General features: G+C 34.0%; 24 protein-coding genes. 18 read left to right on the forward strand and 6 right to left on the reverse strand.

Annotation, left to right across the window (positions count from 1 at the left end; genetic code table 11):
• Positions 1-29: 29 nt before the first annotated feature.
• A complete protein-coding gene (locus H602_RS0116615; protein WP_026979030.1) occupies positions 30-758 on the reverse strand; it encodes a metallophosphoesterase family protein in 729 nt (242 codons plus the stop codon).
• Positions 759-987: 229 nt separating this feature from the next.
• Here H602_RS0116615 and H602_RS0116620 point away from each other — a divergent pair, with 229 nt between their 5' ends.
• The 6 genes from H602_RS0116620 (at position 988) to H602_RS0116650 (ending at position 7,185) form a co-directional block, all read left to right on the forward strand.
• Positions 988-1,224: a hypothetical protein gene (locus H602_RS0116620; RefSeq protein ID WP_026979031.1), complete on the forward strand. Its 237-nt coding sequence runs from the start codon at positions 988-990 to the stop codon at positions 1,222-1,224.
• A gap of 25 nt (positions 1,225-1,249) precedes the next feature.
• Positions 1,250-3,310 (forward strand): tetratricopeptide repeat-containing sensor histidine kinase, encoded by a 2,061-nt coding sequence (locus tag H602_RS0116625; RefSeq protein ID WP_157505140.1) that lies wholly within the window; start codon positions 1,250-1,252, stop codon positions 3,308-3,310.
• Positions 3,311-3,343: 33 nt separating this feature from the next.
• Complete coding sequence (locus H602_RS0116630) at positions 3,344-4,006, forward strand: response regulator (RefSeq protein WP_026979033.1); 663 nt, start codon at positions 3,344-3,346, stop codon at positions 4,004-4,006.
• Positions 4,007-4,818: 812 nt separating this feature from the next.
• Positions 4,819-5,130: a hypothetical protein gene (locus tag H602_RS0116640; protein ID WP_026979035.1), complete on the forward strand. Its 312-nt coding sequence runs from the start codon at positions 4,819-4,821 to the stop codon at positions 5,128-5,130.
• Between the two features lie 78 nt (positions 5,131-5,208).
• Positions 5,209-6,417 carry a DUF4369 domain-containing protein gene (locus H602_RS0116645; protein ID WP_026979036.1) on the forward strand — a complete coding sequence of 403 codons (1,209 nt, stop codon included), beginning with the start codon at positions 5,209-5,211 and terminating at the stop codon, positions 6,415-6,417.
• A gap of 39 nt (positions 6,418-6,456) precedes the next feature.
• Positions 6,457-7,185 carry a hypothetical protein gene (locus H602_RS0116650; RefSeq protein WP_157505142.1) on the forward strand — a complete coding sequence of 243 codons (729 nt, stop codon included), beginning with the start codon at positions 6,457-6,459 and terminating at the stop codon, positions 7,183-7,185.
• 53 nt (positions 7,186-7,238) lie between these two features.
• Here H602_RS0116650 and H602_RS0116655 read toward each other — a convergent pair whose 3' ends face one another.
• From H602_RS0116655 to H602_RS0116670, 4 genes are all read right to left on the reverse strand, one after another.
• Complete coding sequence (locus H602_RS0116655) at positions 7,239-8,384, reverse strand: ATP-binding protein (protein ID WP_026979038.1); 1,146 nt, start codon at positions 8,382-8,384, stop codon at positions 7,239-7,241.
• A gap of 167 nt (positions 8,385-8,551) precedes the next feature.
• Positions 8,552-9,304: an SDR family NAD(P)-dependent oxidoreductase gene (locus H602_RS0116660; protein WP_026979039.1), complete on the reverse strand. Its 753-nt coding sequence runs from the start codon at positions 9,302-9,304 to the stop codon at positions 8,552-8,554.
• A 113-nt stretch (positions 9,305-9,417) separates the two neighbouring features.
• Positions 9,418-10,119, reverse strand: a complete 702-nt coding sequence (locus H602_RS0116665) for a hypothetical protein (protein ID WP_026979040.1) — start codon at positions 10,117-10,119, stop codon at positions 9,418-9,420.
• Positions 10,120-10,245: 126 nt separating this feature from the next.
• Complete coding sequence (locus H602_RS0116670) at positions 10,246-11,112, reverse strand: aldo/keto reductase (RefSeq protein WP_026979041.1); 867 nt, start codon at positions 11,110-11,112, stop codon at positions 10,246-10,248.
• 259 nt (positions 11,113-11,371) lie between these two features.
• On the opposite strand from H602_RS0116670, the gene H602_RS0116675 reads away from it, so the two are divergent.
• From H602_RS0116675 to H602_RS0116720, 10 genes are all read left to right on the forward strand, one after another.
• Complete coding sequence (locus tag H602_RS0116675; RefSeq protein WP_026979042.1) at positions 11,372-12,376, forward strand: AAA family ATPase; 1,005 nt, start codon at positions 11,372-11,374, stop codon at positions 12,374-12,376.
• A 78-nt stretch (positions 12,377-12,454) separates the two neighbouring features.
• On the forward strand, positions 12,455-13,318 hold the full coding sequence (locus H602_RS0116680) for a DUF58 domain-containing protein (RefSeq protein ID WP_026979043.1): 864 nt from the start codon (positions 12,455-12,457) through the stop codon (positions 13,316-13,318).
• A gap of 26 nt (positions 13,319-13,344) precedes the next feature.
• Positions 13,345-14,967: a BatD family protein gene (locus H602_RS0116685; protein WP_026979044.1), complete on the forward strand. Its 1,623-nt coding sequence runs from the start codon at positions 13,345-13,347 to the stop codon at positions 14,965-14,967.
• Positions 14,967-15,968: a vWA domain-containing protein gene (locus tag H602_RS0116690; protein WP_026979045.1), complete on the forward strand. Its 1,002-nt coding sequence runs from the start codon at positions 14,967-14,969 to the stop codon at positions 15,966-15,968. Before H602_RS0116685 ends, H602_RS0116690 begins: the two co-directional genes overlap by 1 nt.
• Before the next feature lie 22 nt (positions 15,969-15,990).
• Positions 15,991-17,034 carry a vWA domain-containing protein gene (locus H602_RS0116695; protein WP_026979046.1) on the forward strand — a complete coding sequence of 348 codons (1,044 nt, stop codon included), beginning with the start codon at positions 15,991-15,993 and terminating at the stop codon, positions 17,032-17,034.
• A gap of 8 nt (positions 17,035-17,042) precedes the next feature.
• Positions 17,043-17,795, forward strand: coding sequence for a tetratricopeptide repeat protein (locus tag H602_RS0116700; RefSeq protein WP_026979047.1), 753 nt, complete (start codon positions 17,043-17,045; stop codon positions 17,793-17,795).
• A gap of 33 nt (positions 17,796-17,828) precedes the next feature.
• Positions 17,829-19,595 (forward strand): BatD family protein, encoded by a 1,767-nt coding sequence (locus H602_RS0116705; protein ID WP_026979048.1) that lies wholly within the window; start codon positions 17,829-17,831, stop codon positions 19,593-19,595.
• 4 nt (positions 19,596-19,599) lie between these two features.
• Positions 19,600-20,343, forward strand: coding sequence for a tetratricopeptide repeat protein (locus H602_RS0116710; RefSeq protein WP_026979049.1), 744 nt, complete (start codon positions 19,600-19,602; stop codon positions 20,341-20,343).
• Positions 20,344-20,625: 282 nt separating this feature from the next.
• Positions 20,626-21,399, forward strand: a complete 774-nt coding sequence (locus tag H602_RS0116715; protein WP_026979050.1) for an AraC family transcriptional regulator — start codon at positions 20,626-20,628, stop codon at positions 21,397-21,399.
• A gap of 64 nt (positions 21,400-21,463) precedes the next feature.
• Positions 21,464-22,975 carry a S41 family peptidase gene (locus H602_RS0116720; protein ID WP_026979051.1) on the forward strand — a complete coding sequence of 504 codons (1,512 nt, stop codon included), beginning with the start codon at positions 21,464-21,466 and terminating at the stop codon, positions 22,973-22,975.
• A 462-nt stretch (positions 22,976-23,437) separates the two neighbouring features.
• On the opposite strand, the gene H602_RS0116725 is transcribed toward H602_RS0116720, so the two are convergent.
• On the reverse strand, positions 23,438-23,953 hold the full coding sequence (locus tag H602_RS0116725; RefSeq protein ID WP_026979052.1) for a CvpA family protein: 516 nt from the start codon (positions 23,951-23,953) through the stop codon (positions 23,438-23,440).
• Positions 23,954-24,069: 116 nt separating this feature from the next.
• Between H602_RS0116725 and H602_RS0116730 the strand changes: the two genes are divergently transcribed.
• The gene (locus tag H602_RS0116730; RefSeq protein WP_026979053.1) at positions 24,070-24,426 is read left to right on the forward strand and encodes a hypothetical protein; all 357 of its coding nucleotides are present in this window, start codon (positions 24,070-24,072) and stop codon (positions 24,424-24,426) included.
• Positions 24,427-24,690: 264 nt separating this feature from the next.
• On the forward strand, positions 24,691-25,710 hold the full coding sequence (gene pheS, locus H602_RS0116735; protein ID WP_022827647.1) for a phenylalanine--tRNA ligase subunit alpha: 1,020 nt from the start codon (positions 24,691-24,693) through the stop codon (positions 25,708-25,710).
• Positions 25,711-25,775 lie beyond the last annotated feature (65 nt).

Here is a 25,775-nt window from a genome sequence, read left to right on the forward strand (position 1 = left end):
AATTTTTTTTGTTGCAATGCGTGTAAAATCTAATTTCTCCCAATTTCATCTGAATATAAATCAGCGACATTATCGCTTTGCCAAAATTCTTTCGTATCGATATTTAAGACGGTAATTGGTCCTCTAAATGCAGCACCAGTATCGACATTCCAAATATTAGCTTTCTGAATCGGCACTTCTTCGCAAATTCTAGTAACAGGCGTGTGTCCAATAAAAACTTCTTTGTACAATAAAAATCGAGCGGGATAAAAATGCGAATCTTTTGGAATTCGATCATCAAATGATAAAGCCATTTCCCATAAAGTTCTGTCCCAATAAAAAGATTTCGGGAAATATTCGTGCAAAACGCCTTTTAAGTTCGTGAATCCCGCATGCACAAAAAGTCGGTTTTGTTTGTCGAGATAGTAGTTCTCTAATGTTTTTAGAAATGCGATGTGTTCCTGCTTTTTTTCCTCACTCAATTTAGCGTAAGCATCAATTGTGGCGCCACCACCGTGAATTTTCCATAATTCATTATAAGAATTTGTTTCCAGATAACGTTGCAGTAATTCATCGTGATTTCCCCGAAGCAAAATGCAATTGTGTGTTTTTCTCAATTCCATCAAGAAATCCAGCACTTGTGGCGATTCACTCCAGCCGTCTACATAATCGCCAAGAAATATTAAAGTATCATTCGTAGTTACTTCTGCACGTTTTAAAACTTGCTTTAATGCTTTTAATCCGCCGTGAATGTCGCCGATGACAAGAGTTCGCTTCATTGCTTTTTTTGTAAAGTTACAAATTTGTAAAAACTTGAAGGAAGCACAAATGTTATTTTTCTCCTTCGCCTTGTTTTTTTAGAAATTGTTTAAATCAATCGTTTTTTATTAACATTTTTTACACTTTTAAGATAAAAAGAGCTTCATACATAACTATTTCTTTGTCTTATGAAATCGTTGAAATAACTAGCAATGATTCAAACACAAATCCACCTTAAAATAGAAAATTATGAAAGCTATTAGAAATGTTTCTGCAAAAATTGTACGTATTCAGTTTAAAAAAGCAATCTTTACTCTTGCTGTTATATCCGTACTGACTTTTATGAGTTCATGTACAGCAGAAGAATTACCTTTAAATGAAGAAGCGGAAATTATAGTACCCGTTGATGGAGTTGAGGCAGATGGTGATGTTGAGAGTGTTCCGCCAATTTTAGGTGGTTCAACTTATCAGCCCCCCAAAAAATAATAAAATCTTATTTAAAATTGTATTTTTGAAAAAAAATGATTCAACTTTAATGAAAATTTGCAAGTATATTCTTTTTTTCAATTTATTCTTTTTGCAAAGTTTAGTAACTACAGCAAATAGTTTTGCGATAAATCAAAATCAAAATATCGATTCTCTTTTGGTTTGGGCATCTAATACAAATAAAAATCAAAAAAGCAGACTTGAATACGCAAATTTGGCTTTGAAAAGTATAATCGAAAATAGCGATTATGAAGTAGCTACATCTAACTACGTAATGTTAGCAAATGCATTTTTCAATATTGGCGAAAAGGAAAAAAGTTTGTATGTAGCTGATCTACTTTACAGGAAATCTGACGCAAAAAATGATTTAGAAGCAACAGCATGGGCAACATACTTAAAAGCAAATTATTATTATACTAAAACGGAGTATGATAGTTCCTATTACTATTATGCAAAGTCTGAAAAAGCAAGTTTTACGCTAGAGTATAAGTTTTTATTAGGAGTTATTTTAAATTCAAAAGCTAATATTCTCAATGCAAAAAAAGATTATGTAAATGCTGAAAGTAATTCCATTAGAGCCTTAAAAATAAGCTTCGCAGAAAGAGATAATTTACTAGCATACAAATGTTATGTTAGTTTGGGAAACTCGCTTTTGGGCTTGAACGATAAAAATAAGGCGATAATTTATTTTAGCAAGGCGGCAAAAGAAGTTGATTATTTAAAAAGTGATCTGCAGTATTTATTATTAAAAGCGCAAGCTAATAATTATCTTGCAAGTACATATATAGAAAAAGAAGAATATCAAAATGCTGTAAAGTATGCAACTGAAGCATTAAAACTTAAGAATCTAAAACAGAATAACTTTGAAATTTATTGCTATTTGAAAAACAACCTGATCTACGCAAACTTCAAATCAAACAAATTAACTTCCGATAATGAATTTTTAAAAATCTTAAAAACAGCAGACAGCATCAACAGCATTCCACTCCAAATTTTTACTAAAATGCATTTGGCAGAATACCATTTAAAAAACAAAAATCTTTCGAGGGCTTTACAATACGGTTCAGAAGCTAGAAGCCAAGCACATCAAACCACTTTTTTTGACGAGGAATTAAAATTACTGTTACTCTTATCGGAAATTGATGTTGCAAATAGCACTTCTTATACGAGAAGGTATATTGCGTTAAGCGACAGTTTGCACAATGTAGAACGTGCCAGCCGAAATAAATTTGCCCGAATTGAATTTGAAACCGAAGAAATAACTGCTGCAAAGAATACCGCCGAAGAGAAAAACACTTTTTTAGAAAATAGAATTTGGGTTATTTCTGGGTTTGGTTTTTTAGGATTACTTGTAATAGTGCTTTGGTTTAGGATGAAATCTCAAAAGTCTAAAACGCGTCAACTGCTATTGGAACAAAAACAGCAGCAAGCCGATGAAGAAATTTACCAATTGATGCTGGACCAACAGCAAAAAATCGAGGAAGGTAAAACGATTGAAAAACAACGTATTTCGTTAGATTTACATGACAATGTTATGGGAAAATTGTCGGCTATTCGGATGAACTTGTATCCAATAATAATGACTTCAGAACTTGAGAATAAGGATGTTTTTTATGATCAACTGAACGACATTCAACAAGTCGAAAAAGAAATAAGAGGCGTGGCTCATGATTTGAATGCCAACTTATTTGCAGAAGATGTTAGTTTTATAGCAGTAGTAAAAGAATTTTTTATAAAAATAAAACAGCATACTGACATCAATTTTGATTTGCAAATAGGAGAAACCATTGCTTGGGAATCGATTAGTTCTACGGTAAAAATTAATATCTATCGCATCATTCAAGAAGCCTTGCAAAATATTGAAAAATACGCAGAAGCGAAAAACGTTTCTGTAACGATGTCGCAAATTGAGAATCAAGTTTATATTGTTATTCTCGATGATGGAATTGGGTTTGATACCAATGCTAAAAAAGAAGGAATCGGGCTTCAAAACATGAAAACAAGAATGGACGAAATTAATGGCACGTTTGCTATTCAATCTAAACTTGGAGCAGGAACCAAAATAAGTTTGATTATTCCCGTGTAAATTAGTATTTTCACAGTCTTAAAATTTATTTTTATGCTGGTGAAAATACTTATGATTGATGATCATCAAATGATGATTGAAGGATATAAAGCTACGTTATCCATCAATAAAAATAAATACATGATTCAAACTACAGATGTCAATACTTGCGAACAAGCATTTCAGGTTATTACCAATCCAGGAAATGAAGATGCTTTTGATATTGTTTTTTTAGACTACAGTTTGCCCGCTTTCCCAGAGCAAAAACTCTTTAATGGTGAAGATATCGCCGTATTGATCAGGAAAAACTGGCCAATTATTAAAATCATCATGTTAACCGCTCATTTTGACTCCATTAAATTATTTACTATTGTCAAAAAAATTGCTCCAGAAGGATTGCTAGTGAAAAGTGATTTTCAACCGCCTCAATTACTAGAAGCTTTTGAATCCGTTCTTAACGGCGGGACTTATTACAGTCCAATTGTTCATGAAAAAACAAAAGAGCGTCTTTTTGAAAAAGGATTATTAGACGACACCGACCGAGAAATTATTAAGTTGATTAATGATGGATTGCAAATTAAATCTATTGCTACTAAAATCAATATTTCTGACGACACTGTTAAAAAAAGAAAAAGCAAAATTAAGGATTTGCTTGGTACTGAAAAAGGAAGTGACGAAGCCATCCTTAAAGAGTGTAAATTATTGGGACTTCTCTAAATTAAATGATATAAAGTACTATGAAAAACGACAGTTTAAAGCTGTCGTTTTTTTTTGAGTAATTTTAAAATAGTTATATTTTTAGCGTTTTTTACACTTTTAGTGTAAAATGAGCTTAAAAAATCATAATATCTTTACATCAATAAAATTAGCAACGAATAAAGGATATTATTAAAAGTGCATTGGAGTTAATTTAACTCGAAAATTAAACTTAAAAAAAATATCACAATTTAAATCATTAAAAACCATAAGCAATGAAATCACTCTTAAATTACAAATGGAAAATACTTTCTATAATCGCACTATCAATAGGAGTTTTTGGTCTTTTTATTATGCCTGAAAAGCTTAATCCTCTATCATTTTTATTGTTTATACCTATTTTGGGATTGAGCTTGAAGCTATTTCGAAAAACCAGTTGTACGTAAAAATTTTAATAATTATGGGAATTCACCTCTTCAATGAGGTTATAAACAATAAAACACTAATCAATTTACACAAATATAACATGAAAAGCACTTCTATGAAATATGTATTACTAATACTTGTTTTGATTTTAATAACTCTTGGGTTTTTTTCCTTAAAAGTCTATTTCTCCATTCAAGAAAACAACAATTATTCCGGGGAACATTTAACCAATGATTTATTCAATTCTTTTATTTATGCAATAGGGCCATTTGTTATTTCGGTTATCGCTTTCCGAAAAAAAATCTTTAGCGATAGTAATTAGAATTTATGTAATCATTTTGATGATTAGAGAACGGAAACGCTCTATTTGAAAGATTGTAGATAAATAAATTTTAAATAAAAAACCTATGAAAAAAAAAGTTATAAAAAGCGCAATTATTTATTTTTTAATGGGTGCGGCAGTTAACGGGCGTGTTTATAAATTAATCAATTATGAAAAATATTCGGACATTATGAAGCATCTAATTGTAATTGCAATAATGATATTTCTCGCTTTACTTTTTTCTTATATCGGGTACAAATTTCAGCAGAAGAAAACGAATGATAAAAAAACTAATATCACAAAAACACAAATTAAAAAATTATACCATGACTCAAATAATAGTATATTTCGTGCTTACAGCAATGTCTTTCATACAAAATGTAATACAGTAATTTAAAACAGCGAAAATCTTACGTATTAAATAAGATTATTGTAATTTTTACAAAGTCAATTCATCCTTTAAATCAAAATTTTTATGCGTAAATTATCATTTTATTTGCTTGCTTTTTTAAGTTTAAGCACCTTTTTAGTTGTAGGTCAAGAAATTAAAACCACAAAAGAAACCAAGACAAGTATAGGTAAATTAAAAGAAAATAAATTGCAAAAGGACGAGTTCCGAATCAATGCTGAAATTACCGGTTTTGAAAATGAAACTCCCGTTATGATTTTAGATGCTTCCAATAATGGCATCATCGATTCTACATCAATCATTAACAATAGTTTTATATTTAGTGGTTCTACAACACAGGCACCAAAAAGCTTTATAATTTACATTCCGCTAGAAAGTGGCGTTAAATATGCCTATATTTTTATGGCAAATGAAACAGTTACTGTAAAAGCCGACATGGCTGATTTCCCAAATAACTTAAAGGTTGAAGGATCTGTTCATCACAAGTTAAAACAAGATTACGACAAAAGTTTGGTAAGTTTTGACAAACAAATGAATGCCAAAAATATTGAAATTAACGAACTTAAAAAAAATAATAATTGGAACGATAGTTTACAAAAAGCTTACTTTGATGAAGGAGGAATTTTGCATACCATTAGTCAAAACCGAATTCAAGCCGAAAAATTGTTTGTTAAAAATAACCTTGACACCTATTACGCGTTAGAAGTATTAAAATACAAGAAAAGTGAATACAGCGATAAAGAGCTTAAAAAGCTTTTTTCAAAATTTGAAAAAAATATTCAAGCTACGGCTAATGGTAAAGCCATTCAAACGTATTTAGATAATCCAGCAATTGAAGTGGGAGATCGCTTTGTTGATTTTGAAGCGATAAATAAAGACGGTAAATCTCAAAAGTTTTCAGCATCTTTTGATGGGAAAAAATTTGTTCTTTTGGACTTTTCCACACCTACCTGTCCCAATACTCGTGAAGCACTTCCAGCGATTAAGGAATTAGACCAAGAAATGACAAATCAGTTAAATACGGTAACCTTTTACACACAAAATAATCCAGAGCACTTTACTTATTTAACCACAATGCAAAGCCAATCATGGCAAATGCTATGGACAGAAAAGGGAAATGAAGGATTTCCTTATGTACGTTACCGAGTAAATGCAACCCCAACTTACTTATTATTCAGTCCTCAAGGTAAATTAATAGAGCGGTGGTCGGGTTATAAAAAAGGGAATTACGACGACACTACGATTAAAATCAAAAATTTAATGCAGAATAAATAATTTCTTATTATCAACAAGGTTTTAAATTGATTAAATATCATGAAAAAAATATTTTTATTACTAATTATCGTCAGCTTTTTTGGCTGCAAATCATCGTTAATGAACTATGCTTTAGAAAAAAAAGGGATGTATGATGACAAGTTAAAAATGCGTGAATTCACGAGAGATAGTGCTAAAATCGTATTTTTTGAAATGGCTCATATTGGCACTAGTTTATACTATGAAGATGTTAAATTAAAAATTGATTCATTGGATAAACAAAATTTTTATTTTTATTTGGAATTAATCAAAGGAGCTGAAAGCAGTGATTCAATTCGAAGAAAATTTATAAAGATAACAGGCATAGCCTTTCAAAAAGAGGGATACATGGGGTCTTTAGATTCAATTTTTACATCGAAAGGAATTAAACTAAAAAAGGAGTTAATTAGTCAGCCAAAATATGCTACGCAAGGTTTAACTGATACTAATAGTGCAAATGTTGATGGGTCTTTAAATGATATTATTAATTATTATGAAATTAAATATCAACCTATAATTCTCGAAGCGTGTGATTATGAAGTTTCTCTATATGAAGTGCCAAAATGTCCCTCAACATTAAAGAAAGAAATCCGTGATGATATTATCTTAAATTTTAGAAACAATCATGTGCTTGAAAATCTTTCAAAAGAAAAAAGACAAAAAATAGCAATTATTTATGGCAAAGGACATTTAAAAGGCATCACAGAAGGATTGCTAGAAATGGGATATCAAGAAGTTGTTTCAAAATAAGAGGTTTTCTAAAAGTGCAGTTCGATGAAAAAACGAGATAAATTTGAAGTTTCTCACCCCACATCATATTTCATTTTCCTTAAAATCCGCATCACTTCCTTAAAAGCAACGTAAACTATTTTATTTTCAGCAGCTTTCAACAATGGTTTTGCTGCAATCAATTGCTCTTTTGCGTCTTCAAATCCGTTTAGGTAACAGATCATTAATGTTGCTGGAACATTTTCTAAATCCTTTAATTCGCGATGCGATAATGCAAAACCTTTCTGCATTTTGGCAAGCAAAGCCAAATTCGAATTATAAATGTGAAAAAGCATTTTCTTATTGAATTCTGGTGGTGCAAAAAGCATTTCTCGGTCAATTTTATAATACCCGTTTTCCTGAAATTGTATCGATACGCGTTCCAAAGGATAAAAACTGGTTTTGTCATTCAATCCCAAAGAAACATATTCGGTAATCGTAAATTGGTCGTCGTCAAATTCAATTTGAACATCGTCTAAAACGGAGTAAAACAATTTAATCTGTTCGTTAATCAATTCAATGTCGACACGAGAATAAAAAGTTTGCCCTTTGACTTTCTTCGGAATTCCAGCCCAACAAAGCACAAATAATTCTTTGAAAACTTTGTACTTCGGGTGCATGTTTTTATGCCGATGGTTCATAAAATCCATGACTCCATCCAAAGTGTCGCCAATGCTATTTCTAGAATTATTTTCAATACTTAAAACCGTTGCTTCGTTCTGACTGTTTTTCGTAAATCCAAATTCAGTCGGTTTTGTATTACTTCCAATTCTAATGAAAACCGATTGAGCCGGAATTGTATGAATTCCTTTTTTGAAAAAAGAAACTAAAGCATTTGGTTGAATCGTCACCAATCCAATCACTTTGTCTTTCGAAAGATTAGGAAATTGAATGTTTTCATATTGAATTTTCGGTGGATGTTCTAAAAAAGCATTGACCAAATTCTGAATCCGACTGTCGTCAAAAAAATCATCGCCTACAATCTCATTATCATGGTCTTCAACTCCCACAACAATGTAAGAATTGTTCGTGGGATTCGAATTCGACAAAGCACAAATGTGTTTCAAAAACTTGGCTTTCCCCTCATGTGTATGCAAATTCAACTGTCGTTTTTTGTCATAAAAACTATTCTCGTCATTATGAGCAAGCAAATTTTTAATCAAAAGACGTTTGTTAATCATTGTTTTGGAGATGGTTTTACCACAAATTTCCACTAATTAATTTGTGATAATTTGCGTAATTTGTGGTTGAAATTTATTCTTATTTAAGTCCTGTAAGGTTTCTAAAACCCTGTAGGATTGAGATGCTCTAACGATTAAAATCTGTACAATCTATGTAAAATTCATTTTTAAAATTGCTTATTCACAATAGTAGAAGAAGCTTGGTCCACACTCATAACCACTAAATCAGCAATATTCACATGATAAGGTCGTGAAATCACAAAGTGAATGATATCTGCAATATCTTCCGGTTGCAAAGGTTTGAAACCTTTGTAAACTTGACCTGCTCGTTCAGAATCGCCTTTAAAGCGAACTTCTGAAAATTCCGTTTCCACCATTCCCGGATGAATCGCACCCACACGAATTCCAGTGCCATTCAAATCCATTCGCATACCTTGATTTATAGCATCAACAGCATGTTTTGTGGCACAATACACATTGCCTTTTGGATATACTTCTTTCGCAGCCGTCGAGCCAATATTGATAATATGTCCACTTTTTCGCTCCAACATTTGCGGAATTACCGCTTTGGAAACATATAACAATCCTTTAATATTAATATCAATCATCGCATCCCAATCTTCCGTCGAACCGTCCTGAATCGTATCCATTCCATGAGCATTTCCCGCATTATTGATTAAAATATCAATTTGCGAAAAAGTTTCTGGTAAGGATTTCATACTTTCCAAAAGCATATTCTGATTTCTGACGTCAAACTGCAACGAATGCACTTCCGTAAATGCACTCAACTCTTTTTCTAATTCCTGCAAACGGTCGTGCCGTCTTCCGCAAAGAATAATTCTATAGTTATTTTGTGCTAAAATTCGGGCAGTTGCACGACCAATTCCACTTGTCGCACCGGTAATTAAAACTGTTTTCATTTTAAATATTTATTGTTTTTCTCCTGCAAGGTTTTCAAAACCTTGTAGGTGTTTTTATTTTTTGTTATAAGTCTTAAAAAGAATTTTTTATGAAATAGGCTTTCTGTAATCAACTACGAAATCCAAGTTTCTTCCATTTTAATAATTCTCCATTTTCTGTTTACATTCTTGATGAATACTTTACCTCCATATCCACATAATCTACCGCAAAGAAAAGCAACATCTAAAACTCCATTTTCTCTTTTTTTATCAAATTTTATTCCTGAAACAGTCAATATTCCTGAAAAGTTAAAATTATATTTTACTTCAAAAATGTTTTTTTTATCAAATTCATTTATGTTTTTGAGTTTAAATTTTCCATTCAACGTTATTTGTTCAAATTTTAAAACATAGGGTTTTCTTTTGTCGACTGTTAGCCTTTCCTGTAAAGTGTCTTTGGTGAAATAACTGTCTTTTATTATCGCATCTTCTAATTCAAAAGGTAAAATTTTAGGGTCAAAAGCAATAATAATTTCTGAAGTATCTTTTTCTATTTCTTTAAGTTTGCTTTTCCAATCTTTAAATTTTTGAATTTCCACAAGTGTTGCTTTTGTTGTATCCGTTCTTACATAATTCCCATTCTTGTCAAAAATAAGTTGTCCATACTTTGGAGGAGGATTGTGATATACTCGTATATCAACACAATACGAATCAACAATAGCGGGCAAAATTTCAGATAAAACCTTTTCATTTAGCCCCATATCATCTATATTTTTTCTACAACCAGAAAAAATGATAATTAGTAGTATTGATAAAATTTTATAAAATTTACTCATTTAAAATTTAAGACTATTTCGATTAAAAAGTATATTTATTAAATCATACCTACAAGGTCGAAAAAAGACCTTGCAGGAATAATTTTAATCTGCGAAAATTCGTGATAATCTGTGTAAAAAATCTAATTAAGCAATCCGATGTCCCATACTTTCACTCCAAATCGCAAACCAATCTTCTTGTTCCAAAACCATTTCTGTTGCTTTATGAATATTCTGCAAACGACCTGTGTTTACTGTTCCAGCAAGCGGAATAATATTCGCTGGATGTTTTAAAATCCAAGCTAACAAAATCATGTCGCTTCCCACTTCATATTTCTCTACCAAACGGGCCAACAATTTTTTCAAATCTCGAGTCTGTTTTGTGTCTTCTCTAAAAACAGTTCCCAATGGATTCCAGGCCATCGGTTGAATGCCTTGAATTTGCATATAATCCAAACTTCCGTCTGTCATCGCTTCAAAATGAGTAGCCGAAAACTGTATTTGATTGTAATTTACTTCAACTTTAGAACGTAATAATTCCGTTTGGGAAGTAGTAAAATTCGAAACACCAAAATCCAAAATTTTCCCCTCTTTTTTTAATTGAGTTACTGCTTCAGCCACTCCGTCAACGTGCATTAATGGATTTGGTCGGTGAATTAATAACGCATCTAGATAATCAGTTTGTAAATTTTTCAACGAAGCATCAACCGATTGAATCATGCTTTCTTTTGAAGATTCGTATTGTTTGACTTGCGTCGAATTTGGAGCCGGCTTAATCATCCCGCATTTTGAAATCAGTTGGATTTTTTCGCGGCTGATTTTACTTGTTTTGAATGCTTTTCCAAAGTCGGTTTCTGTGGTGTAATCGCCATAAATCGCAGCGTGGTCAAACGTGGTAATTTTATTTTCAACACAAACGTTGATGATGTTTGCCATTTCAGAAGTAGAAAGTTTTTTGTCCCAACTTCCCCAATTCATAGTTCCTGCAATAATGCGTGAAAATCTTGAGTTCATAAGTATTTGTTTTATTTTTTACATGTACAGGTTATCGCTTCATTTACAACGTTTTTCCAATATTCAAAGGAAATTTATCGCGATTTCCCACTATCTTTTTTAAAGTTCTTAAATTTATAAAAACAAAATCACAATACACACTTAAAGGCCGATGTTTGTTGCAAGTTTTAACCAATTATTAACATCGAACTCCTAAAAATTTTTTCAATTTGCGTCGTAATATTCATACACTGAAAGTTACCCTAACAATATAGATACGATGGAAGAAAATACGACTACGTTAGACATTAGAGCAATTAATGAAAAGATAGAACGCGAAAGTGCATTTATCGACTTGCTGAACATGGAAATGAACAAAGTCATTGTGGGTCAAAAACACATGATTGAACGATTACTTATTGGACTTTTAGGTCAAGGACATATCTTACTTGAAGGTGTTCCGGGATTGGCAAAGACGTTAGCAATTAACACGTTATCTCAAGCAATTGACGCTTCATTCAGCAGAATCCAATTTACACCTGATTTACTTCCAGCCGATGTTGTTGGAACAATGATTTACAATATAAAAGCCAACGAATTTTCGATTAAGAAAGGACCTATTTTTGCCAATTTCGTTTTAGCAGATGAGATTAATCGTGCTCCAGCAAAAGTGCAATCCGCTTTATTAGAAGCGATGCAGGAAAAGCAAGTCACTATTGGCGACACAACATTTAAGTTAGACCGTCCGTTTTTAGTTTTGGCTACGCAAAATCCAATCGAGCAAGAAGGAACTTATCCGTTGCCAGAAGCTCAAGTCGACCGTTTTATGTTGAAAACGGTAATCGATTATCCAAAAATGGAAGACGAAAGAATGGTGGTGCGTCAAAATTTAAAAGGTGCTTTCGAAAAAGTAAATGCGGTAATTTCTGTAGAACAAATTGTTCGTGCTCAAGCAGCCGTTCGTGAGGTGTATATGGATGAAAAAATTGAGAAATACATTCTGGATATTATTTTCGCAACGCGTTATCCAGAACAATATAAATTGGAAAGCCTGAAACCCTTAATCAGTTTTGGAGCTTCGCCACGTGGAAGTATCAATTTGGCTACAGCCGCAAAATGTTATGCATTCATCAAACGTCGAGGTTATGTAATTCCAGAAGATGTTCGAGCGGTAGTTCACGATGTTTTACGTCACAGAATAGGAATTACCTATGAAGCAGAAGCTGAAAACATCACTTCAATGGATATCATTAATAAGATCATCAACGAAATTGAAGTTCCCTAAAAATTTTTGATTTCTGATTTTTGATTCTAGAACCATTCTGAAATCATAAATCGTAAACCATAAATCGAAAATCAAAAGATGGAAACAAAAGACCTGTTAAAAAAAGTACGAAAAATCGAAATCAAAACCCGAAGATTGAGCAATCACATCTTTTCGGGAGAATACCATACGTCGTTTAAAGGACGAGGAATGACTTTTTCGGAAGTGCGACAATACCAATATGGCGACGACATTCGAGCCATTGATTGGAATGTAACGGCTCGTTATAATGAAGCACACGTCAAAGTTTTTGAGGAAGAACGCGAGTTGACCATGATGTTGATGGTGGATATTAGTGGCTCTTCTGAATTTGGAACGAAAAATGCGTTAAAAGAAGATATTGTAACGGAAATTGCTGCAACAATGGCTTTTTCTGCTACGCAAAATAACGACAAGATTGGATTGATTTTATTTTCAGACCAAATTGAACTCTACATTCCACCGAAAAAAGGAAAATCACACGTGTTGCGAATCATTCGGGAATTAATTGAATTTCAACCCAAAAGCAATAAAACCGATGTCGCTCAAGCCTTGAAGTTTTTGTCAAGTACACAAAAAAAGAAGGCAATTGTATTTTTGATTTCTGATTTTATGGCAGAAGATTATGAGCATACGTTGAAAATTGCTTCTAAAAAACACGACATTATTGGTATTCGCGTATACGACGTTCGTGAAGAATCAATTCCAAATTTGGGTGTTGTTCCCATGCTCGATGTAGAAACGGGAAAAGTGGAATTAATAAACACCGGCTCAAAACAAGTCCGACTGAATTATGAAAAGCACTACCACGAGAAAGTCAAATATTTCAAAGAAACCTTTAGTAAATGTGGTGCTGGTGCAGTAAGTTCTAGGGTGGATGAAAGTTATGTAACTAAATTATTAGGATATTTTAAATCGCGTTAATCCAGCGAAACACTATTTTTAAATAGATGAAAATCAAATTATATATTTTATTATTGCTTTGTACCAATGCGCTTTTTGCACAAAAAGTGACAACTTCCATTGATACTACTCAAAACAAAATTGGAGCGCAATTCAATCTGACGTTGAAGGCCGAAGTGGATACAGCGACACAAGTAACTTTTCCTGCTGCAAAAAATTTCGGTTTTTTGGAAGTAATTCGGTCGTATCAGATTGATACAATTAAAAATGGCGGTCGATACGAATTGATCAAAAAATACGGATTGACACAGTTTGATTCGGGTAAATATACCATTCCGTCCTTGAAAGTGTTGTTTGGCAAAAACGTTTTGTTTTCTGATTCTTTATCAGTTACAGTTCAAAATGTTGCGGTTGATACGTTGAAACAGAAGATGTACGAAATCAAACCGATTGCAAAAGCAGAAAGTTCTTCGTCATGGATTTGGAAATGGATTCTTGGATTCTTACTGATTGTTGGAATTGCTGCATTGATTTATTTTCTAATGAAAAAATTTCAGAAGAAGAAAATGGAAGCCGTTGTGTACAAATCTCCAATTGAGAAAGCAACCAATTTGCTTAATAATTTGGAACAAAGAGAATTGTGGCAAAAAGGAGCGGTTAAAGAATATTACAGCGAATTAACGGACATTGCTAGAAATTATATTGAAGAAGCTATTGAAATTCCTGCGATGGAAAGCACTACTTCAGAATTAATCGAAGCTTTGCGCAAAGCTTCGATGAAAAAGAAAATGAAGCTTTCGCCTGAAATTTTGGAAAATCTAGAACGTGTTCTGAAACAAGCGGATTTAGTAAAATTTGCCAAATCAAAGCCACTGGATTTTGAAATTGCAGAAGATAAAAAGAAAATTGAAAAAACGATTCTCACGCTAGACAACGCTATTCCAGAAGTGGTAGAAGACGAAGGTGATATTTTAAACGAAGCCCAACGTCAGAAATTAATCAAACAGAAATTACGCAAGAAAAAAATGACGCGCATTATTCTTTCCATAGTAGCGGTTATTGTATTGCTTTTTGGAACAGCCGTTTTCTTCATTGCTACCAAAGGATTTGCTTACTTACAAGACAATATTCTTGGTCATCCGACTAAAGAATTAGCAGAAGGCGAATGGGTTACAAGTGAATATGGCGATCCAGGAATTCGCATTGAAACACCTAAAGTTTTGCAGCGCGTGGATGTTAAAAAGACATTGCCCAAAGAAGCATTTGCTATTATAAAGGACATGCAAACCTTTAGTTATGGAAGTTTGATGAGTAATTTCTCGGTATCCATTTCTACTTTGCAATACAAAAAAGAAACGCAAATCGATTTGAAAACAACGGTTGAAGCCGTAGTGCAGATCTTTGAATCTCAAGGAGCTAAAAATATTATTGGCGACCAGGGCGAATTTACAACGCCTGAAGGAATTAGTGGTGTTAAGGGATATGGAACTTTCACTATTCTAAATCCAATAGATAAGAAAAGCTACGAAATGTATTATGAAACAATAGTTTTTGCACAAGACGGCGGATTACAGCAAATTAATATTGTTCAGAAACAAGGAGATAAATATGCAAAAGAAATTTCGGAACGCGTTTTAAACTCGGTTGAACTTAAAAGAGATAACAAATGATGACAAATGTAACTTTTTTAAATCCCGGTTTCTTTTGGTTGTTTTTAGTAATTCCCATTGCGATTGCTTGGTATTTTTGGACGCGAAACAACCAATCGGCAACGTTGAAAATGAGTTCGCTAAAAGGTTTTTCAAACTCTAAATCCATGTTGGGAAAATTAAAGCCAATGTTGTTCGTCATGCGAATTTTAGCTTTGTCGGCTTTGATTGTAGCGATGGCTCGACCAAGAACGGTTGATATCAGCAGTCAAACTAAAACCACAAAAGGAATTGATATTGTTTTGGCCATTGACGTTTCAAGTAGTATGTTAGCTAAAGATTTAAAGCCAAACCGAATGGAGGCGTTGAAAGAAGTGGCTTCCAATTTTGTGGAATCCCGACCAAACGACCGTATAGGATTGGTTTTATATGCAGGTGAAAGTTATACTAAAGTGCCTGTAACGAGTGATAAATCGGTAGTAGTGGATGGTTTAAAAGGGATCAAATTTGATAATGTGTTGCAAGACGGAACGGCAATTGGAACTGGATTGGCAACGGCCATAAACCGTTTGAAAGACAGTAAAGCCAAAAGTAAAGTGATTATTTTGCTTACTGATGGTGTGAATAACTCGGGAACCATTGAACCAGAAACGGCTTCAGATATTGCAAAAGAATTTGGGATAAAAGTTTATACCATCGGTTTAGGAAGTAATGGAATGGCTCAATATCCGTATTCCATCGCGGCAAATGGCGATTTTATTTTCAGAATGATGAAAGTGGAAATAGACGAACAATTGATGAAAAACATTGCTAAAAATACAGGTGGAAAATACTTTAGAGCAAGTTCAAATTCAAAATTGGAAACCATTTATAACGAAATCAATAAATTGGAAACCACAGAAATCGAAGAATTGAAATTCTACGATTACGATGAAAAATACCGACCGTTTTTGATTTTCGCAGGACTATTATTGTTGCTCGAAGTAGGATTAAGAAATACAGTTTACAGAAGTTTTATTTAAAATTTCGATTAGTAAAAACACAATGGAATTAGACGAAAAAAAATATTTATACCTTTTGATTATGCTACCAATTTTGGTAGTAATTTTCTTGTATAATTTGTATTGGAAAAGGAAAAAACAACGCGAGTTTGGCGAAATAGCGTTATTCAAACAATTGACACCAGAGCGATCATTGTTCAAATCAGTTTTGAAATTCGTGATTTTACTGTTGGCTTTCGCTTGTTTGATTATCGCTTTGGTCAATCCGAAAATCGGAACCAAATCGGAAACGGTACAAAGGGAAGGAATTGACATTGTTTTTGCGGTTGACGTTTCTAAAAGTATGCTTGCAGAAGACATCGCACCGAACCGTTTGGACAAAACCAAGCAGATTATTTCGCAAATTATCAATGAATTGGGAGCGGATCGAATTGGCGTTGTGGCATATGCCGGAAGTGCTTTTCCCGTTTTGCCTTTGACAACCGATTATGGTGTAGCCAAAATGTTTGTGCAAAGTATGAATCCAGGAATGGTTTCCTCTCAAGGAACTTCATTGGAAGATGCCATCAGAATTTCAGAAAGCTATTTTGATGAAGACAGTAAAACGAGCAAATTGGTCATTTTAATTTCAGATGGAGAAGATCATTCTGAAGGAGCCAAAACTTCAGCAGAAGAAGCAGTGAAAGCGGGTTTGAAAATACTAACAATTGGTGTTGGAACTGAAAAAGGAGGTCCAATTCCGCTGAAAAGAAATGGCGTTGTGGAACGTTTTCAGCGCGACCGTCAAAATGAAGTGGTGATTACCAAACTAAATGCAGCCAATTTGCAAGAAATTGCCAAAGCAACAAAAGGGAAATACATCAATGGCAGAAGTACCAAAGAAGTGGTTGATTTTGTTAAAAATGCGTTGGAAAACATTGAAAAAACGGAATTTGAATCAACGCAATTTACCGACTTTAATTCGCAATTTCAGTGGTTTTTAGGTTTTGGTATGTTGTTGCTTTTTGCAGATATTTTCTTGTTGGAAAAGAAAACAAGCTGGTTGAGAAAGATGAATTTATTTAACGAAGAAAAAACTAAAAACTAAAAACTAAAATGATGACTTATAAAAGTATAGTTGTAGTCGTGGTAGTTCTTTTTTCTTTGGTAGTGAAAGCACAGGAAAAGGATAAGAATTTGCCAGAAGGAAATACCGCCTTTACAGAAAAAAATTATGGGGATGCAGAAACCAATTACCGTATTTCGGCGTCTAAATTTCCAAAAAAAGCAGATGCGTATTACAATTTAGGTAACACGATCTATACCATAAATCAGCCTGCTGAAGCAAAATTTGCTTATGAAAATGCCATTAATAATGCTACGACAAGGACGGCCAAACATAAGGCTTTCCATAATCTTGGTAATGTTTTGATGAAGGAGAAAAATTATCAAGCAGCGGTTGGAATTTACAAACAAGCATTGATCAACAATCCTGCGGATGAAGAAACGAGATATAATTTTGCTTTGGCAAAGAAGATGTTGAAAGAAAATCCGCCAAAAGACGACAAGAAAAACGATAAGGAAAAAGACGAGAAGAAGGAGCAAGACAAAAAAGAAAAAGAAGACAAAAAAGACGGCGACAAAGATAAGAACGACAATAAAGGCGATAAAGACAAAGATAAAAAAGACGAAGGTAAAAATGAGAAAGACGACAAAGGCGACGGAAAAAAGCCAAAAGAAAGTCAGATTTCCAAGCAACGCCTCCAGAATTTGCTTGACGCGGTAAATAATGATGAGAAAAAAGTGCAAGAAAAAGTGAATGCACAAAAGGTAAAAGGAAAACCCGTAGAAACCGATAAAGATTGGTAAGCAAATTGTAATTACAAAAATATAAGTCAGAAAATGAAGAAGTTACTTCTGTTATATATATTCTTTTTTAGCATAACTGCTTTTGCTCAAGTAGAATTTGAGGCAAATGTCAGCAAGAATGCGCTGGGATTGAACGAGCGCTTGCGTATTGATTTTACGATGAATGCAGATGGCGATAATTTTACACCGCCTGATTTTGACGGATTTCGTGTGGTTAATGGTCCAATGCAGCAAGTGAGTCAGTCGTGGGTCAACGGAAAAGTGACGTTTAACAAAAGTTATTCGTATTTTTTATTGCCTACGCGAAAAGGAAACTTAACCATCAATCAAGCGAGTATTGAGATCAATGGCCAGACGTACAAAACTTCTCCGGTAAAAATTAATGTAGGTGCTGCAATAGACATTCCAAAAAATCCACAAGATGCGCCACAAATTTCGGCAGACGACGCCATTCATCTTGTTGCGGAAGTTTCCAAAGTAAATCCGTACATCAATGAACCCATTACGGTGGTGTATAAGTTGTATTTCAGTTATAATATTGGAATTACTAATTGGCGCGAACTGGACAAACCAAAATACAACGATTTCTGGAGTCAAAACATTGACATGAAGCAGTTGAAAGTGGAGGAAGGAACCTATAACGGCGAGAGAGCTCGCGTAGTTACCTTGCGAAAAACGGTTTTATATCCGCAAAAATCGGGTAAATTATCCATTGAGCCTTTGTCTATGGATGTTGATTTAGAATTGCCTACCAATCGCCGAAATTTCTTCGGACAAGTATTGACAACGCAATCTAATAAACGGGTTTCGGCTGGAGCCAAAATCATAAACGTAAAACCGTTACCTGAAAATGGAAAACCAGCAGATTTTACAGGTGCTGTGGGGAATTTTAAGTTTGAAGCAATTCCATCAAAAACTACGTTGAAACACGGTGAAAGTTTAGATTTGAAAGTGGTGGTTTCAGGAACAGGAAACTTAAAATTATTTGATTTACCCAAACCAGTTGTTCCCACTGCATTGGAAATGTATGATGCCGTTCATAAAGAAAATGTAAATTCACCTTTGAGTGGAATGACAGGTTCAATCTCGGACAGTTATACCATTATACCGCAGTTTAAAGGTGAATATCCAATCAAACCAATGACCTTTTCGTATTTTGACTTGAATTCAAAAACGTATAAGACCATTTCTTCACCAGAGATCATGGTTAAAGTATTGGATGGTCCGGAAAGTACGGAAGCAGTTGCAACCCAAAATCCAACGGATACTTCCACTAAAAAAGCGATTACAGCAAATTCTACATTTGAGTTTATCAAGTTAAAAACAAATTTGAAGTCAAATAAGCAAGAAGACTTTTTTGGTAGTTCGCTATTTTATGGTTTACTATTATTTCCGTTTTTGTGCATTCCAGTTTTAATGATTTTTAGAAGTAAAAAAGAAGCACGAGACGGCGACGTAGCTGGAAATCGCATTCGTCGTTCAAATAAATTGGCTAAAAAATATTTGTCCGAAGCGAAGCAGCAAATTCAAAATAAAGAATTGTTTTACATCGCCTTGGAAAAAGCATTGCATAATTTCTTGAAAGCCAAATTACATATTGAAACTTCAGAGATGAGTAAAGAGACGATTCGAACCCTTTTATTGGAACGAAAAGCAAATGAGGAAACGGTTTCTCAATTTATCAAACTGGTTGAAAACTGTGAACTTGCACGTTATGCTCCGTCATCAAGTAGTGCTATCGAATCCGATTTTGATAAAGCCGTTGGATTGATTTCTGAATTAGAAAAACAAATAGTGTAAGACTATGAGACATTTATTTTATATATTTCTATTGCTTCCGCAACTATTTCTTGCCCAAACCGGTTTTGAAAAAGGAAATGAACTGTACCGTAAAAATCAATTTCAAGAGGCAGCTCAAGCCTATGAAGCAGTTTTAAAAACCAATAAGCAATCAGCAGAATTGTATTTCAACTTGGGGAATTCATATTACAAACTCAATAAGGTTGCACCAGCGATTTATAATTTTGAAAAAGCTCTGTTGCTAAAACCAAATGACAAAGAAATTTTAAACAATCTTGCTTTCGCACAAAAACTCCAGATTGATGAAGTAAAAGAAGTTTCTGAAGTAGGTTTTGAAAAAGCTTTAACGAATTTAACTTCGTCCAGACACTATGATTCGTGGGCTTGGGTAGCGGTTTTTGGGTCGTTTTTTATTCTGTTGTTCTTTATTGGGTATTATTTTTCTTACAAGACTATTTTGAAGCGCATATTTTTTGGCGGAATGTTTCTGTCGGGAATTGTACTACTATTAGCGCTATTTGCCGCCGTTGCAGAAAAAAACAATGATGAATTATTTCGTCCTGCAATCGTTTTTGATGAGATAGTTGCTGTAAAAGCGGAGCCTAAAACGGATAGTGCAGACGCCTTTACGTTGCATGAAGGAACAAAAGTTGAGGTTATAGAAAACCTGGACAATTGGAGACGAATTGCGCTTCCTGACGGATCGGATGGTTGGATTAGGGCGAGTTCTATAAAAGAATTGAAGTAGTTTTATTTGCCATACCACGGTTGAGACCGTAGCCAATTTTCGAGTATTGGTGGGAAATTTTAACTTCAATAATTATCTATTATCGCGCTAAAATATCGCCCACGGTTTGAACCGTGGGATTTTGTAAATAGAAAATTCAAGCTAGTGCGAGCGTCTCGCTCGTACCCATAATTATTAGATTGAATATTTATATATTGGTTGTTGTCACGAGCGGGACGCTCGCGTTAGCATAAGCAGTGTAAGATAATTAAAGTAACTTTACGCCAACCTCAATTCCAGAAAATGAACTTTGATGATTTAGAATACATTTCAATAAACAATCAAACGATTGCTTTTCCAAAGCATTTTCATGAAACCTTCTGTATTTCGCTCATTCATCAAGGAACGGAACAAATCGATTTTGAAAACCAAAGTTTGTTTAGCGAAGCGGGAAGTATCTCGATTACAAATCCATTTGAAGTCCATTCGAACCCAATAACCGACATCAATTTTCCTTTGAAATTTGACACGATTTACATCTCAAATGAGGTAATGAAAACGGCTTTGGATGGAAAAAACATCATCTTTCTCAATAGAAAAATAAACAGTAAAAAAGCAAATTTCCTTTTTGTGGAACTGAGAAATGCTATTGATACAAAAAATGCAATCAGTATTGAGTTTTGCTTAAGGCAATTTGCAAAAAGTTTAAAAGCATATGCTGAAGAAAACAAAAATGAATATTGTGCTTTGAATTTCGATAGTTTTAAAGAAATTAATACCTACATAGAACGTCATATTTTTACTAAATTCTGTTTGGATGACTTGGCCGAAAGGGCACATATTAATAAATTTGGCTTTGCGAAAAAGTTTAAATCATCAACAGGAATGACTCCGATGAATTATATTTTGATGAAGAAAATATTTTCAAGCAAAAAGTTAATCGGTTCTAATTCAGACATTACGGACATTGCTTATCAATACAACTTTACCGATTTAGCTCATTTTTCTAAAACTTTTAAGCGATTTATTGGAGTTTCGCCAAAGAAATACAAGGAAAGTCTTACTTCTAAAATTTAATAGTCAACATTATACAAGTGCTTTTCTGGCTATACGATTACATTTGAAAAATAATTCGACTCAAATGAAAATCACAACGCTCTTATTCGTTTCCTTTATCCTATTTTCAAACCTAGCAATTTCACAATCCGTTGACGACGCTTTTTCGCAGAAGAAAATGCGTAAAGATTTGGCGGTTTTCAAAGAAATTCGACTAAAAGCCAATTCAGGTCTTTACAAATACAGAACAACCCAACAAATTGACAGCATCTATTCTTGGGCTGATGCTGAAATTGAGCAACTTTCTACTTACAGGGATTTCTATAATTTAATTTCAACATTGACTGATTTCGAAGGCAGTTTGCACAACGATACTTCTGTTCCTGATAGAATTTGGCAGAATTTACGCAGCGAAAAATCGGGCTATTTTCCTTTGCCTATAAAATGCATTGAAGAGAAATGGATTATAAATTATGAAAACGGAGCGATTCCTTTAGGTGCTGAAATTGTATCCATCAATGAAATTCCATTCAAAGAGGTGATTTTGAATTTATATAAATATTACACCACGGATGGCGAAAACCTTACGGGAAAAAAAATTGGGATACGAACCCATTTTTCTCGCTATTTCCGACTCAATTATGGTTTGAAAGAGGAATTTATAGTGCGTTATAAATTGCAAAAATCATCGGAAATCCTGACCAAAACAATAGCAAGTGTAAGTCATAGCAATTACTACAAGAACCTTCAAAACCGATATTCCAAGAGCTTTGACGATATTTATTATGCTACTTTGACTGAAAAGCAAAAATATAATTTCAAGAAAATCGATTCGGAAACTGGGAAGTTGACCATTTATACTTTTGATATGGGAGACGAAAAGGCGGTAGAACATTTAAACTATGTGAAATTTCTAGACAGCATTTTCATTCGATTAAAAGACGAAAACATAAAAAATTTAATCGTGGATGTTCGGCAAAATGGAGGAGGAACCGACCCAAATGACATCGTCACCTATTCTTATTTGACCCAAAGAAATTTTCAGGAAAATAAGAAAGCGTGGATTAGTTTCAAGAAAATTCCGTTGTTGAAGTATTACAATATTGGTGCTCCAAAATTCATTCGTCCCTTTGGAGTTGGGAAATACAACAAAGAGTTTCAAGAGATTTTTCCGGTAGAAGTGGACAATCGCTTTTATCAAGATGAAAACAGCAACGACCGTAAAATTTGGACACCAAACAAAAATGCTTTTAATGGAAATGTCTATTTATTAGTGAGTCCGGCAATTGCTTCAGCAGGAAGTTTGTTTGCAGCAATGCTAGCGGGAAATGAAAACACAATAACCGTTGGCGAAGAAACAATGGGTGGCTATCACGGTCATAACGGTCACACGTCTTTGGAATATAAATTGCCAAAATCAAAAATTGTTACGCAATTTTCTGTCGTTAATTTGGAACAAGATGTGCCCAAAAAAGACAATCAATTGCTAAATCGCGGCATTATTCCGGATTATAAAGTGATTCAAACGTATGAAGATTATTTAAAACAAGAAGACACACAGCTGGAATTTGTTTATGATTTAATTAATTCTAAATAACACCACGGTTAAAACCGTGGCCAATCTTAGTGTTTGGAAAGAAATGGACTTATGATTTAGCAAAAAAATTAGAGATAACAATTTGTTATTACGCTGAAATATCGCCCACGGTTTCAACCGTGGGATTTTGTAATGAATAAGGATATAAATAGAACAGTGATTTAATGGAAAATCTTTACGGTTAACTATTTATTATCACGCTAGAATATCGCCCCCAGTTTTAAACGTGGGGTGTTATAACTAAAAAACTATCAAGATTATTTAACGCAAACGGATACACAACTGAATTTTGTTTATGATTTAATTAATTCTAAATAACACCACGGTTAAAACCGTGGCCAATCTTAGTGTTTGGAAAGAAATGGACTTATGATTTAGCAAAAAAATTAGAGATAACAATTTGTTATTACGCTGAAATATCGCCCACGGTTTCAACCGTGAGATTTTATAATTAGAAATATTCTATCTCTCTTCTTTACTAGGATAAAACTCATCAAACCAACTTTCCAAAACGGGATATAATTTCCCAGAAACTTCTAAGGTCGGATAATATAAAGTAGAATCAATTAATTGATCCTTCGAAACAAAGTCCATTTTGGAATTCATTTTATTAAAAAAGTGTAGTGCGACACTCATGACGAGAATCGTTTTCAATAAGCCAAAGAATGCTCCAGCAAATTTGTTTACCAAGCTCATTCCTACAAACTTTGCCACCGTTGTCATAAATTTTGCTAGGATTGAGAGTCCAACAATTACTGCTATAAAGGTCAATGCAAAAGCAGAAATCTGAATCGTTTTTGGCGACCATGAAACATGTGAACTTATAAAAACTTGCGCAACAGAGGAAAATTTCAATGCAAGGTAAATTCCCAGAATTAACGAAAAGAGTGAAGCCAGCTCAATAAAAAAGCCGTTCCTGAAGCCGCGAATCAATCCGTATAAGAGAAAACAGCCTAAAATGATGTCGATAGTTTGCATAGTAAAAAATCTTTAGGCAAGATAGGTACTTTTGTAGAAAAACCAAAAGCAACGACGTATCTTTGTAGCTACAATTTCACAGAAGCAAAGCTGCTTCTTTTCAATATAAAACTATAATGTCAAGAGATATACAACTTAAAGAGCGTTGGGAAAATTTAGTCGCCAAACTTTCAGACCAATTTTCACAAGGCGAAGATTTAGATTTAGATGCCATAATATACCTTATAGGTATTCAAGAATTGGGGAAAGTACATGATAAATTCCCTAAAGACGAGAAATTAAATTTAATGCACATTGCCATTTGCAGATTGTTAGAACCTTATGGTTACTACACATTTGACCACGTCGATCAAGAAGGTTGGCCTCATTACAGCGTCAAAGAAGAATTGCCTACATTAAAAGCAGGTGAACAAACAGTTTTAATGAAAGAAGCGATTGTGAGTTATTTTTTAGAGAAAGAGTATATTGATTAACAGCGTGGAATTTTGTCATTGCTTCGCCAGTTCGAGCAAAGCTCTCGGGTCTGAACTTGTTTCTGAATCTTACAACCACAAACAAGATGCTGAAATATATTAGCATGACAAATCTTTCGAAACTAATTTGCGATAATTTGTGACCCGAGAGCTCTGCTCGAACAGACGAAGTAAATTTGCGGTGAAAAATCTATAAAAGATTGCCTGATTATCACACCAAAACTTTCAACTAAAAACCTTAAATTTGCACCTTTACTACAAACGATGATAGACAAAATCAAAGCATATATTGCCGAAGCCCAATCTTTTTCAACCGATAACACGAGCGAATTAGAAGCATTCAGAATTCAATATCTTGGAACAAAAGGTTTACTGAAAACCCTTTTTGCCGAATTCAAAAATGTTCCCAACGAACAGAAAAAAGAATTTGGACAAGTAATCAATGCATTAAAAACTACTGCGGAAGAGAAGGTAAAACAACTTCAAGAAGCATTAGAAAGCAAAGAAGAAATCAAAGGAATTTATGGCGATTTGACCCGTCCAGGCGAACCGTTTAAAATAGGTTCTCGTCACCCGATTTCACTAGTAAAAAATCAAATCATCGACATCTTTTCGACCATTGGATTCAATGTTTCAGAAGGTCCAGAAATTGAGGACGATTGGCATAATTTTACCGCGTTAAACTTGCCAGAATACCATCCGGCTCGCGACATGCAAGATACTTTTTTCATCCAAACCAATCCTGACGTGTTGTTAAGAACCCATACTTCATCGGTTCAAGTACGTTACATGGAAGAAAATAAACCGCCTATCCGAACGATTTCTCCTGGAAGAGTTTTTAGAAATGAAGCTGTTTCAGCGCGTTCTCACTGTATATTTCACCAGATCGAAGGCTTGTACATCGATAAAGATGTTTCGTTTGCCGATTTGAAGCAAACACTATTATATTTCACTAAAGAAATGTTCGGAAAGTCAAAAATCCGTTTACGTCCGTCGTATTTCCCGTTCACCGAACCAAGTGCGGAAATCGATATTTATTGGGGTTTAAAAACCGAAACCGATTACCGAATTACCAAAGGAACCGGTTGGTTAGAAATTGGTGGTTGCGGAATGGTTGACCCTAATGTGCTAAAAAACTGTGGAATCGATTCAGAAGAATACACTGGTTTCGCTTTCGGAATGGGAGTGGAGCGTATTGCAATGTTGCTACATCAAATTGGCGATATTCGTATGTTTTATGAAAATGACGTTCGATTCTTGGAGCAATTTAAGTCGAGTATTTAGATTTATTGGGAACGAACCGCTCGGGCTTTTTTGGGTTTCCATATTCCCGCTTTTCGTTGCAATCA

It is taken from the genome of Flavobacterium tegetincola DSM 22377 (assembly GCF_000425485.1).
Lineage (GTDB): Bacteria > Bacteroidota > Bacteroidia > Flavobacteriales > Flavobacteriaceae > Flavobacterium > Flavobacterium tegetincola.